At 52.6% G+C, this 13,389-nt stretch carries 5 protein-coding genes, 2 tRNA genes and 2 rRNA genes; 7 read left to right on the forward strand and 2 right to left on the reverse strand.

Annotated elements, in window-relative coordinates:
• Positions 1-494 precede the first annotated feature (494 nt).
• Together crfC and AC4ICF_RS01785 are read left to right on the forward strand one after the other, a co-directional pair.
• Positions 495-2,849 (forward strand): clamp-binding protein CrfC, encoded by a 2,355-nt coding sequence (gene crfC / locus AC4ICF_RS01780; RefSeq protein ID WP_316380609.1) that lies wholly within the window; start codon positions 495-497, stop codon positions 2,847-2,849.
• Positions 2,846-3,721 carry a diguanylate cyclase regulator RdcB family protein gene (locus tag AC4ICF_RS01785; RefSeq protein WP_116343883.1) on the forward strand — a complete coding sequence of 292 codons (876 nt, stop codon included), beginning with the start codon at positions 2,846-2,848 and terminating at the stop codon, positions 3,719-3,721. Before crfC ends, AC4ICF_RS01785 begins: the two co-directional genes overlap by 4 nt.
• A gap of 54 nt (positions 3,722-3,775) precedes the next feature.
• Here the strand turns inward: AC4ICF_RS01785 and kdgT are convergent, their stop codons facing one another.
• Positions 3,776-4,768: a 2-keto-3-deoxygluconate transporter gene (gene kdgT / locus AC4ICF_RS01790; protein WP_080330013.1), complete on the reverse strand. Its 993-nt coding sequence runs from the start codon at positions 4,766-4,768 to the stop codon at positions 3,776-3,778.
• Positions 4,769-5,420: 652 nt separating this feature from the next.
• Between kdgT and proP the strand changes: the two genes are divergently transcribed.
• Complete coding sequence (proP, locus tag AC4ICF_RS01795) at positions 5,421-6,923, forward strand: glycine betaine/L-proline transporter ProP (protein ID WP_041911505.1); 1,503 nt, start codon at positions 5,421-5,423, stop codon at positions 6,921-6,923.
• Between the two features lie 33 nt (positions 6,924-6,956).
• Here proP and AC4ICF_RS01800 read toward each other — a convergent pair whose 3' ends face one another.
• Positions 6,957-7,910, reverse strand: coding sequence for a nickel/cobalt transporter (locus AC4ICF_RS01800; protein WP_316380608.1), 954 nt, complete (start codon positions 7,908-7,910; stop codon positions 6,957-6,959).
• 496 nt (positions 7,911-8,406) lie between these two features.
• Between AC4ICF_RS01800 and AC4ICF_RS01805 the strand changes: the two genes are divergently transcribed.
• From AC4ICF_RS01805 to AC4ICF_RS01820, 4 genes are all read left to right on the forward strand, one after another.
• Positions 8,407-9,946: ribosomal RNA gene (locus AC4ICF_RS01805) — 16S ribosomal RNA — on the forward strand.
• A 69-nt stretch (positions 9,947-10,015) separates the two neighbouring features.
• Positions 10,016-10,092, forward strand: a tRNA-Ile gene (locus AC4ICF_RS01810).
• Positions 10,093-10,200: 108 nt separating this feature from the next.
• Positions 10,201-10,276, forward strand: a tRNA-Ala gene (locus tag AC4ICF_RS01815).
• Positions 10,277-10,446: 170 nt separating this feature from the next.
• Positions 10,447-13,350: ribosomal RNA gene (locus AC4ICF_RS01820) — 23S ribosomal RNA — on the forward strand.
• Together the 16S and 23S rRNA genes with 2 tRNA genes alongside form the textbook arrangement of a ribosomal RNA operon.
• Positions 13,351-13,389: the final 39 nt, after the last annotated feature.

Here is a 13,389-nt window from a genome sequence, read left to right on the forward strand (position 1 = left end):
TCGGTGATATTGTGAATTTAAAAAACGCAGAAAATGTATTGTGAGTGACACTTACTGTCAGTCAGCTAAGCGATGCTAACGTCATTAACACGGTGGAAAGAGAAGTCGCTAAATATATCGAATATTTTATTACGGCAAATTGCTACGCACCTTCATTTCAGATAAGGTGAAGCAACACATTGTTATTTATCTTCGAACTTTGCTGCCATACATTTCTTATGGCGGCGGCCTATCCCTCTCTTTTTAGGTGGGTAAATAATGATGATATATCCTGGAGCTTCTTAAAATGGGTCAGGCTTTTTATCTTTTGGCTTCCGGGCCTTGAGGAGAGCTTTACACGCCATGCAGGGATAGCCATTTATTTCTGATTATCTTCAATCAGTTATATTCCGGTGAACATGTTTTCCACACGTGATCATATAAGCCTGAACATTATAATTAAAACAAGTGGCTTAATAAAAGTAATAAATTTGCGTTAAGGAAAGGCTTTTATCATGCACACACAGACCATTTTTGAATTAAGCCAGGAAGCTGAACGTTTGTTACAGCTCGCCCTGCAAAATCTCGATACCCTGAGGTCAATGCCGACAGCGATGCTGGAGAACACGACGGCGGCTATTACGGGAGAAAAGAACAACGTTCTGCCTTTGCATTTTAGTGCGCGGGGCGTCGAAGCACAGCAGGCAACGCTGAATAATGAATTACGCAAAATAACACGTCTGGAAATGGTTCTGGCTATCGTTGGCACGATGAAAGCGGGGAAATCGACCACCATTAATGCCATTGTAGGTACCGAAGTGTTGCCGAACCGCAACCGCCCAATGACGGCGCTTCCTACGCTGATCCGTCATACGCCAGGCCAGAAGGAGCCGGTGCTCCACTTCTCACATGCCTCTCCTATTGATGATTTGATCCACCTGCTGCAGAAAAAGCTCTGCGATTACGATCGCGGCAAGCTGGCTCTGCATCTGGAAATTGATAAGGACATGAATACGCTGCTTGAACGCATTGAGAAAGGCGAGGCCTTTGAAAAGCATCATCTGGGCGCGCAGCCAATATTTCATTGCCTGAAAAGTCTCAATGACCTGGTGAGACTCTCCCAGGCGCTGGGCGTGGCGTTTCCGTTTTCCGAATACGCGGCCATCGAACATATTCCGGTGATTGAAGTGGAGTTCGTGCATCTTGCGGGTCTGGATGCCCACCTCGGGCAGTTGACGCTGCTCGATACCCCCGGCCCCAATGAGGCTGGACAACCGCATCTGCAAAAAATGCTTAGCGAACAGCTCGCCCGCGCGTCGGCGGTGCTGGCGGTGATGGATTATACCCAGCTTAAATCTATTTCTGATGAAGAGGTCCGTCAGGCTATTTCGGTGGCGGGGAAATCAGTGCCTCTTTATGCGCTGGTGAATAAATTCGACCAGAAGGATCGCAATAGCGACGATGAAGAGCAGGTCAGGGCGATGATCTCTGGTACCTTAATGAAAGGCAATATTTCGCCTGGCCAGATCTACCCTGTTTCATCTATGTGGGCGTATCTGGCGAACCGTGCGCGCTACGAAATGAATAGCCACGGACGCCTGCCGGATCATCAGGAGCAGCCCTGGGTGCAGGATTTTGCCGAAGCTGCCCTCGGACGCCGCTGGCGTACGGCGGACCTGGACGATATTGACCATATCCGTCACGCAGCCGATTTGCTGTGGGAAGATTCGCTGTTTGAACAACCGATACGCAAACTGATTTACGCCGCCTATGCCAATGCCTCGTTATTCGCGCTGCGTTCGGCGTCGCATAAGTTGCTCAACTACGCGCAGAATGCCCGGGAGTATCTCGACTTCCGCTATCAGGGGCTGACGGTGGCCTTTGAGGCGCTGGAAATGAACATCGCGCGTCTTGAAGAAGATATGGCGCTGCTGCAAACGCGTCAGCGCGCGGTGAGCGATGAGGTGAAACATGAAGTTGAGCAGGCGCTGAACGCTACCGCGGACTTTATGGGGGCCCAGAAAACGGCGCTTCATCAGTCGATTGATCAGGTTTTCAGCACTCACAATATTCTTGATTTGGCAGGCATTGACCGGCTGAATCACCGCGGTGACGAACCGCAAGAGCTGAAACAGCTGGTTCTGGATGATGAAGGGCAGGCGCAGATCGCGCTGAGTAAAATTCGCTCCTCCTGTGAACTGATCATGCTGGATGCGCAGACGAAAATCTGCAGGGAGCTGGCGTTACGCTTCGATCAGCTGGAATCTACGCTGGCGCGTTCGCTGAATGAAGCTATGCGCCCCATTGAAACGCGTATTAAAGAGCATCTGAGCCATGCCGGCTTCCGGGCGCGGATCAGCTTCCCGGCTTTTCAGGCTAACCAGCTTAATTTCAATACGCGGTCCCTGTTTAACGATGCTATTGCGGAGGATAACCGCCCGGCAGGTCAGCCTTCCGCCGGGAGCAGTATGCGTGAAACCGTTTCGCGGTGGCTGAATAATCCTGGCTGGGGCTGGGATGATTATGTGGTCACGCGCACGCGCTATGTTATCGACATTGCGCAGCTGCATGACAAATTTAAGCAACATATTGATCAGTTTTGTGAACAAATACGTAAAGCTTTGTCCGCTCAGGTCGATGTCTCTGTTACGGCCGGAATGGCGACGTTCTTTGCAGAATTTTCGTTATGCCTGACCGGCTTACAGGAAAGCTTGCGTGATAGCCTCGCAGTGCGTCAACAAAATGAGCATTCGACCCGAGCGCTCAGCCAGCTGTTGAAGCAAAGCATTACGACTGCGGCGTGGATTCAGGAAGATACCCGACTGTTACGCGATGATATTCAAACACTATTCGCGGCAGAGCAACCATGACAACACAGCTACTGGACGGTCCCGGGCGGACGCTGGAGTGTATTCATCCCAAGTTTATGGTCGATCTTGTGCAGGGCGTGGACGCGGCGCGATATCCCCATCTGGGGCCGCAGCAGTTGCAGTTTCGTGAGCGTTTGACTCAGGAAATCATGACGCACACCCGGCTACGGCCCTGGGCGATGGCGGGAATGCTTAATGAGAACGCGGCCCTGCGCCTGGGGCTGGCGGAAAAACTTGCCGGCATGCTGGATCCGGGCCATCTCGCGCTGACGCTGATGGCCGATAAACTGATTGCGCTGCGCCAGCAGGCCCACTTGCGCGCTCAGCCATCCCCCGGCCTGCTTGAGCAGTACGCGCAGCTCTCCTCTCATTTTACCCAACGTGCTGCCTATAAAGAAAAGGCGCTGACCCAGCGTGGACTGACGGTACAGGCGGGCGAGCACAGTGAACAAATTTTCACCCGCTGGCGAGCCGGCCACTATGATGGCTGGTCTTTGGCCGGGCGCTGCTTCATCGTCCTCGAAGAGCTGCGCTGGGGAGCATTTGGCGATGCATGCCGTCTGGCGAACGACGATGTGTCGGCAATGCTCAAGGATAATTTACGCAGCATGGCTGCCAACTACCTGGCTCAGGGCATCAATGCGTCTCCCACGACGCGCCATTTTTATCATCAGTGGCTGACTACGCCCGCTTCGGCGGGTTTAATCGATCATAAAGACATGCTGGGCTGGCTCGGCGACTGGTGTCAGGCGGATGCACACCCGGTGAGCTGGTCAGTAACGCAAAGCTGGCAGACCGTCGCGCTGGGTATGCCGAGGCTGTGTTCGGCAAAACGGCTGGTGGATGCGATGGTGGAGGAGATTTTTGGTTGAACCCCCCTCACCCTGACCCTCTCCCCATAGGGGAGAGGGTCAGGGTGCGGTGTGTTAATGATTCATCTCAATCGGTTTCGGTTCAGGCTGGATCTCTTGCACATTTCCGTAGCGCTTCGCGTAAAGCGCCGTGATGATGGGCACCAGGATCGCGGTGACAATCACGCTGGCGGCAACCAGTGCCGTTGCGGAAGCGGCTACCGGTTCAAAGGCCGGGTTTATCTGGGCAATAATTACCGGGTTTGCGACGGCAGCGCCTGCGGCTGAAGAGGCGGCGACGCCCGCCGTGCCGTTTCCTCCCCCGATCACGCGGTCGGCAATAATCAGCGGAATACCGGTGATGATGATAACCGCGACACCCAGCACAATCCCCAGCAGTCCCGTATCAAGGATCACGTTCAGGTTGATGGTGTTGCCCAGCGCAAAGCCAAAGAACGGGATCAGCACTGGCGTAGCTTTGCTGAAGAAATCACGCAGATCGTGATCCAGATTACCCAGGGCAAAACCGATCAGAAACGGCAGGATCGCGCCGACAAAGTGGTGCGGCTCAAAAGAAGCCAGGCCAGCAGACCCCAGGATCAGCATCGTCATGAGCGGGCCGGATTCCAGAGACATCAAAACAAATGCGCCGGACTCCTCTTTCGTTCCGTACTGGTTCATCAGGCTGGCATACAGCCCGCCGTTGGTCATATCCATCGCCGAGACAATCGCCAGGACGGATAGCCCGGCGAAGAAACCGGTCTGAATTCCATTTTCCGGAATGAACATCGCGCATATCATTGCGACAACCCAGGCGACCGCTATTTTGGTTATCACCAGCGTTCCGGATTTGCGTAATACGGTACCCGTAGCGCGTAAATTAATGGATGCGCCGATACAAAAGAACCAGACGGCCAGGATGGGAACGGTACCCGTAATCATCCCTTTTGTGAAACCACCAAAATAAGCCCCGGTATCAGGTGCTAATGTATTCAGAATGGCGCCGAGTACCAGCGGCACCAGCATCATACCACCCGGTATACGTTCTATCGTGGCTTTAATCTTCATATACAACCCTCATAATTTTTACCACTCGTGGCGAGCGGCAGGTGTAAATAAAAAATCAATAAATTCAACTTGATGAAGGGTTTTTTGATGGTTTGTATTTGATAACCCCGCAACCAAAATGCAGTAAGTGCTCTTCTTTTCTCTTGCCAGAAAGCACCTGGTGCTATGTTTCGGGAATTATCATGCGATCACTGGAATAATGATTCAATGAAAATAAAACGATGTTTTAGTTATCTGTATCACATATTGAATGTAAACTTTACGACGCGTTCTGTCAGGTGAGGTTTTATGTAAATCTCTTGTAAAAATTTGCCTTTATATTCCGGGATAAAAAGAAAACGGATCATGCTGAAAATCATTATCAAGGGAAGAGTTGAGAAAGGTCTTATTTGCGGAAGTTGACAAATGCTGTCTTCACTTTACGCAGCATAAATATATGTGTGAAGTTGATCACAAATATAAACGCTGGTAGGGTAAAAAGGTCATTAACTGCCCAGACAGGCGTCAACAGGTTCGGTTGTATCGACGGAAAACGTCAATGTAAGTAAACCTGCTACGCTTGAATAAGGCGATTCGCATGGAGCGGATCCCATGGTTCGCAGCACGCTAACTGGACTGTGAAACAGACAGGGCCGAGTCAACGAGGATAGCTATGCTAAGAAGGAAAAAGGTTAAACCCATCACACTGCGCGACGTCACCATTATTGATGACGCAAAACTGCGTAAAGCCATTACTGCAGCCTCGCTTGGTAATGCGATGGAATGGTTCGATTTTGGTGTCTATGGCTTTGTCGCCTACGCGTTAGGTAAAGTGTTCTTCCCCGGGGCTGACCCCAGCCTGCAGATGATTGCCGCACTGGGTACGTTCTCCGTTCCCTTCCTCATTCGCCCGCTGGGCGGTCTGTTCTTCGGTATGCTCGGTGACAAATACGGTCGCCAGAAAATACTTGCTATCACCATTGTCATTATGTCGATCAGTACGTTCTGTATCGGCCTGATTCCGTCCTATGCCACGATCGGCATCTGGGCACCTATTCTGCTGTTGCTCTGTAAGATGGCGCAGGGCTTCTCCGTCGGGGGCGAGTATACCGGTGCGTCGATCTTCGTCGCGGAGTATTCCCCTGACCGTAAGCGCGGCTTCATGGGCAGCTGGCTGGACTTTGGTTCGATTGCCGGATTTGTGATGGGCGCGGGCGTCGTGGTTCTGATTTCAACCGTGGTCGGTGAGGAGAACTTCCTCGACTGGGGCTGGCGTATCCCGTTCTTTATCGCGCTTCCGCTGGGTATTATCGGTCTTTACCTGCGTCACGCGCTGGAAGAGACGCCTGCCTTCCAGCAGCACGTTGAGAAACTGGAGCAAGGTGACCGCGAAGGCCTGCAGGATGGTCCGAAAGTCTCCTTTAAAGAGATTGCGACGAAGCACTGGCGCAGCCTGCTGACCTGTATTGGTCTGGTGATTTCCACCAACGTCACTTATTACATGCTGCTGACCTACATGCCGAGCTATCTGTCGCATAACCTGCACTACTCGGAAGATCACGGCGTGCTGATCATTATCGCCATCATGGTGGGTATGCTGTTCGTGCAGCCAATTATGGGTCTGCTGAGCGACCGCTTTGGCCGTCGACCGTTTATCATCCTGGGGAGTGTGGCGTTGTTTGCGCTGGCGATCCCGGCCTTTATTCTGATCAACAGTAACGTGCTGGGTTTGATTTTCGCGGGTCTGTTGATGCTGGCGGTGATCCTGAACTGCTTTATCGGGGTGATGGCATCTACGTTACCTGCGATGTTCCCGACGCACATTCGTTATAGCGCGCTGGCGGCAGCGTTCAACATCTCTGTTCTGATTGCTGGCCTGACGCCTACGCTTGCTGCCTCTCTGGTGGAAAGCACGCAGAATCTGATGATGCCAGCCTATTACCTGATGGTTATCGCGGTAGTCGGTCTGGCGACCGGCCTGACCATGAAGGAGACGGCAAACCGTCCTCTGAAAGGGGCGACGCCTGCGGCATCCGATATTCAGGAAGCGAAAGAGATCCTGCGCGAGCATTACGACAACGTTGAGCAGAAGATTGAGGATATCGACGCAGAGATTGAAGAGCTGCAGAAGAAACGCTCCCGTCTTGTTGATCAACATCCTCGGATTAACGAGTAATAAAGAAACCCGCCAACGGCGGGTTTTCTTTTATTAGCATCCGGCGGCGATGTAGTCGCCGTTGGCGCTGATGGGGATGACCGTCAGGAAAAGAATGGTCGCGAACAGGATCAGGACGACCCCTCCGGCAATTTTAACTGCCGGCACCAGCCATCTTAACGAGCTATTTCCTCCGAACCATGCCACCGTGCGTTCACGGGCATAACGAACCGCCAGTGATAGCCCCATAATAGAGAGTGCCGTTCCTAAAGACATGGTCATAACGGCCGCCATCCCCCAGGTGACAATGCCCAGCGCGTTCGAAAACATCAGAATCATGATCGCACCGCTGCACGGGCGTGCGCCAATAGCCAGAATGACGCCCAGACGCGTTTTCCAGTCACCTTGTGTCAGATCTACGCCCACGCCATGATGGCCACAGCCACAGCGTTCATTATGCTGATGGAGCGGATTAATGGTGAAGACCGTCATTCTGCGCGGACGCAGGCTCTTCAGCGCCTGGTAAATGATGAAAGCACCAAACGCGCCAATCAGCACGGCGCTTATCTTCTCAACGTACCAGCGGCTGGTACTGATATCGCCTGACGCGAGGTTAAACCCCACCGCCAGAATAAAGACGAACAGAATCGCGCTAACGCCCTGCATCAGGCTGCCAATGAAGGGGACCACGCGGGCGGCCAGCTCGCTCTCCTTATTGGTGGTCAGATAGGTCGTCATTATGAATTTTCCATGCCCCGGCCCGATGGCGTGAAGGACGCCATAGAGGAAAGCGCCCGTTAAGAGCCATAATCCGCCGCTGTACTGGTGGTTGTTAAGCTGCAGCAGATACATCACCAGATAACGGTGCAGGGTAATTTGCGTGGCAAGACACCACTGGATAAAGGCGTTCCAGTGCGTATGCAGGGTAAATCCCGCGAAGAGGATTGCCAGCAATATTAACCCGGCTCCAGGAAGGTGCCAGTCGCGGCGCAGGCGTTGTGTATTCATGAAGGGGGCTCTGCGGAGAAGAATATTTGCCGCTAGTATAGATGATCTTCCCTTTCAGTTCGCAGGATCGCACCGGGATCCTGATGTAATTGTGGATAAGTCTGTGTGTAAAAAGGTATAAGGCGGGGTTTTGCTGTGGAATGCAGCAGTCAGTCATTTTTCTGTTATTTAACGGTTGCGGCCTGCGGAGAACTCCCTATAATGCGCCTCCATCGACACGGCGGATGTGAATCACTTCACAGACACCCCGGTCGGTTGAAGAGAAAAAATCCTGAAATAACGGGTTGACTCTGAAAAAGGAAAGCGTAATATACGCCACCTCGCAACGGTGAGCTGAAAGCCGCGTTGCAACTGCTCTTTAACAATTTATCAGACAATCTGTGTGGGCACTCAAAGTGACATGGATTCTTAATGTCTTCGGACAATAAATGAATACCAAGTCTCTGAGTGAACATACGTAATTCATTACGAAGTTTAATTCACGAGCATCAAACTTAAATTGAAGAGTTTGATCATGGCTCAGATTGAACGCTGGCGGCAGGCCTAACACATGCAAGTCGAACGGTAGCACAGAGAGCTTGCTCTCGGGTGACGAGTGGCGGACGGGTGAGTAATGTCTGGGAAACTGCCTGATGGAGGGGGATAACTACTGGAAACGGTAGCTAATACCGCATAACGTCGCAAGACCAAAGAGGGGGACCTTCGGGCCTCTTGCCATCAGATGTGCCCAGATGGGATTAGCTAGTAGGTGGGGTAACGGCTCACCTAGGCGACGATCCCTAGCTGGTCTGAGAGGATGACCAGCCACACTGGAACTGAGACACGGTCCAGACTCCTACGGGAGGCAGCAGTGGGGAATATTGCACAATGGGCGCAAGCCTGATGCAGCCATGCCGCGTGTATGAAGAAGGCCTTCGGGTTGTAAAGTACTTTCAGCGGGGAGGAAGGTGTTGAGGTTAATAACCTCAGCAATTGACGTTACCCGCAGAAGAAGCACCGGCTAACTCCGTGCCAGCAGCCGCGGTAATACGGAGGGTGCAAGCGTTAATCGGAATTACTGGGCGTAAAGCGCACGCAGGCGGTCTGTCAAGTCGGATGTGAAATCCCCGGGCTCAACCTGGGAACTGCATTCGAAACTGGCAGGCTAGAGTCTTGTAGAGGGGGGTAGAATTCCAGGTGTAGCGGTGAAATGCGTAGAGATCTGGAGGAATACCGGTGGCGAAGGCGGCCCCCTGGACAAAGACTGACGCTCAGGTGCGAAAGCGTGGGGAGCAAACAGGATTAGATACCCTGGTAGTCCACGCCGTAAACGATGTCGACTTGGAGGTTGTGCCCTTGAGGCGTGGCTTCCGGAGCTAACGCGTTAAGTCGACCGCCTGGGGAGTACGGCCGCAAGGTTAAAACTCAAATGAATTGACGGGGGCCCGCACAAGCGGTGGAGCATGTGGTTTAATTCGATGCAACGCGAAGAACCTTACCTACTCTTGACATCCAGAGAACTTAGCAGAGATGCTTTGGTGCCTTCGGGAACTCTGAGACAGGTGCTGCATGGCTGTCGTCAGCTCGTGTTGTGAAATGTTGGGTTAAGTCCCGCAACGAGCGCAACCCTTATCCTTTGTTGCCAGCGGTTAGGCCGGGAACTCAAAGGAGACTGCCAGTGATAAACTGGAGGAAGGTGGGGATGACGTCAAGTCATCATGGCCCTTACGAGTAGGGCTACACACGTGCTACAATGGCGCATACAAAGAGAAGCGACCTCGCGAGAGCAAGCGGACCTCATAAAGTGCGTCGTAGTCCGGATTGGAGTCTGCAACTCGACTCCATGAAGTCGGAATCGCTAGTAATCGTGGATCAGAATGCCACGGTGAATACGTTCCCGGGCCTTGTACACACCGCCCGTCACACCATGGGAGTGGGTTGCAAAAGAAGTAGGTAGCTTAACCTTCGGGAGGGCGCTTACCACTTTGTGATTCATGACTGGGGTGAAGTCGTAACAAGGTAACCGTAGGGGAACCTGCGGTTGGATCACCTCCTTACCTTAAAGAACCTGCCTTTGCAGTGCTCACACAGATTGTCTGATGAAAAACAGCAGTAAAAATCTCTGCAGGCTTGTAGCTCAGGTGGTTAGAGCGCACCCCTGATAAGGGTGAGGTCGGTGGTTCAAGTCCACTCAGGCCTACCAAATTTTCCCTGATACTGCGTTGCGGCAACGCTCACATACTGATGTATGCTTCGCGTTTCCACGCCTTGTCTCAGGAAAAATTACCGGTACAGAGATTTGTAATACGATGGGGCTATAGCTCAGCTGGGAGAGCGCCTGCTTTGCACGCAGGAGGTCTGCGGTTCGATCCCGCATAGCTCCACCATCTTTTACTGCGAATACAAGAAAACTTCAGAGTGAACCTGAAAAGGTGCACTGCGAAGTTTTGCTCTTTAAAAATCTGGATCAAGCTGAAAATTGAAACGACACACAGTTAATGTGTGTTCGAGTCTCTCAAATTTTCGCAATCAGAAGTGAAACATCTTCGGGTTGTGAGGTTAAGCGACTAAGCGTACACGGTGGATGCCCTGGCAGTCAGAGGCGATGAAGGACGTGCTAATCTGCGAAAAGCGCCGGCGAGGTGATATGAACCTTTGACCCGGCGATGTCCGAATGGGGAAACCCAGTGCAATTCGTTGCACTATCGTTAACTGAATACATAGGTTAACGAGGCGAACCGGGGGAACTGAAACATCTAAGTACCCCGAGGAAAAGAAATCAACCGAGATTCCCCCAGTAGCGGCGAGCGAACGGGGAGCAGCCCGGAGTCTGAATCAGCTTGTGTGTTAGTGGAAGCGTCTGGAAAGTCGCAGGGTACAGGGTGATACTCCCGTACACGAAAATGCACAGGCTGTGAACTCGAAGAGTAGGGCGGGACACGTGGTATCCTGTCTGAATATGGGGGGACCATCCTCCAAGGCTAAATACTCCTGACTGACCGATAGTGAACCAGTACCGTGAGGGAAAGGCGAAAAGAACCCCGGCGAGGGGAGTGAAAAAGAACCTGAAACCGTGTACGTACAAGCAGTGGGAGCACCTTCGTGGTGTGACTGCGTACCTTTTGTATAATGGGTCAGCGACTTATATTCTGTAGCAAGGTTAACCGTATAGGGGAGCCGAAGGGAAACCGAGTCTTAACTGGGCGTTAAGTTGCAGGGTATAGACCCGAAACCCGGTGATCTAGCCATGGGCAGGTTGAAGGTTGGGTAACACTAACTGGAGGACCGAACCGACTAATGTTGAAAAATTAGCGGATGACCTGTGGCTGGGGGTGAAAGGCCAATCAAACCGGGAGATAGCTGGTTCTCCCCGAAAGCTATTTAGGTAGCGCCTCGTGAACTCATCTTCGGGGGTAGAGCACTGTTTCGGCTAGGGGGCCATCCCGGCTTACCAACCCGATGCAAACTACGAATACCGAAGAATGTTATCACGGGAGACACACGGCGGGTGCTAACGTCCGTCGTGAAGAGGGAAACAACCCAGACCGCCAGCTAAGGTCCCAAAGTCATGGTTAAGTGGGAAACGATGTGGGAAGGCACAGACAGCCAGGATGTTGGCTTAGAAGCAGCCATCATTTAAAGAAAGCGTAATAGCTCACTGGTCGAGTCGGCCTGCGCGGAAGATGTAACGGGGCTAAACCATGCACCGAAGCTGCGGCAGCGACACTATGTGTTGTTGGGTAGGGGAGCGTTCTGTAAGCCGTCGAAGGTGGCCTGTGAGGGCTGCTGGAGGTATCAGAAGTGCGAATGCTGACATAAGTAACGATAAAGCGGGTGAAAAGCCCGCTCGCCGGAAGACCAAGGGTTCCTGTCCAACGTTAATCGGGGCAGGGTGAGTCGACCCCTAAGGCGAGGCCGAAAGGCGTAGTCGATGGGAAACAGGTTAATATTCCTGTACTTGGTGTTACTGCGAAGGGGGGACGGAGAAGGCTATGTCAGCCGGGCGACGGTTGTCCCGGTTTAAGCGTGTAGGTGTGTGTTCCAGGCAAATCCGGTTCACTTTAACACTGAGGCGTGATGACGAGGCACTACGGTGCTGAAGTGATAAATGCCCTGCTTCCAGGAAAAGCCTCTAAGCATCAGGTAACACGAAATCGTACCCCAAACCGACACAGGTGGTCAGGTAGAGAATACCAAGGCGCTTGAGAGAACTCGGGTGAAGGAACTAGGCAAAATGGTGCCGTAACTTCGGGAGAAGGCACGCTGATATGTAGGTGAAGCCCCTGCGGGTGGAGCTGAAATCAGTCGAAGATACCAGCTGGCTGCAACTGTTTATTAAAAACACAGCACTGTGCAAACACGAAAGTGGACGTATACGGTGTGACGCCTGCCCGGTGCCGGAAGGTTAATTGATGGGGTTAGCGGCAACGCGAAGCTCTTGATCGAAGCCCCGGTAAACGGCGGCCGTAACTATAACGGTCCTAAGGTAGCGAAATTCCTTGTCGGGTAAGTTCCGACCTGCACGAATGGCGTAATGATGGCCAGGCTGTCTCCACCCGAGACTCAGTGAAATTGAACTCGCTGTGAAGATGCAGTGTACCCGCGGCAAGACGGAAAGACCCCGTGAACCTTTACTATAGCTTGACACTGAACACTGGTCCTTGATGTGTAGGATAGGTGGGAGGCTTTGAAGCGTGGACGCCAGTCTGCGTGGAGCCGTCCTTGAAATACCACCCTTTAATGGCTGGTGTTCTAACGTGGACCCGTGATCCGGGTTGCGGACAGTGTCTGGTGGGTAGTTTGACTGGGGCGGTCTCCTCCCAAAGAGTAACGGAGGAGCACGAAGGTTAGCTAATCCTGGTCGGACATCAGGAGGTTAGTGCAATGGCATAAGCTAGCTTGACTGCGAGAGTGACGGCTCGAGCAGGTGCGAAAGCAGGTCATAGTGATCCGGTGGTTCTGAATGGAAGGGCCATCGCTCAACGGATAAAAGGTACTCCGGGGATAACAGGCTGATACCGCCCAAGAGTTCATATCGACGGCGGTGTTTGGCACCTCGATGTCGGCTCATCACATCCTGGGGCTGAAGTAGGTCCCAAGGGTATGGCTGTTCGCCATTTAAAGTGGTACGCGAGCTGGGTTTAGAACGTCGTGAGACAGTTCGGTCCCTATCTGCCGTGGGCGCTGGAGAATTGAGGGGGGCTGCTCCTAGTACGAGAGGACCGGAGTGGACGCATCACTGGTGTTCGGGTTGTCATGCCAATGGCACTGCCCGGTAGCTAAATGCGGAAGAGATAAGTGCTGAAAGCATCTAAGCACGAAACTTGCCCCGAGATGAGTTCTCCCTGAGACTTTAAGTCTCCTGAAGGAACGTTGAAGACGACGACGTTGATAGGTCGGGTGTGTAAGCGCAGCGATGCGTTGAGCTAACCGATACTAATGAACCGTGAGGCTTAACCTTACAACGCCGAAGGTGTTTTGGCGGAAGAGACAGAACAAT

The organism is Enterobacter sp. ECC_219_Taxon_10, from assembly GCF_058354905.1.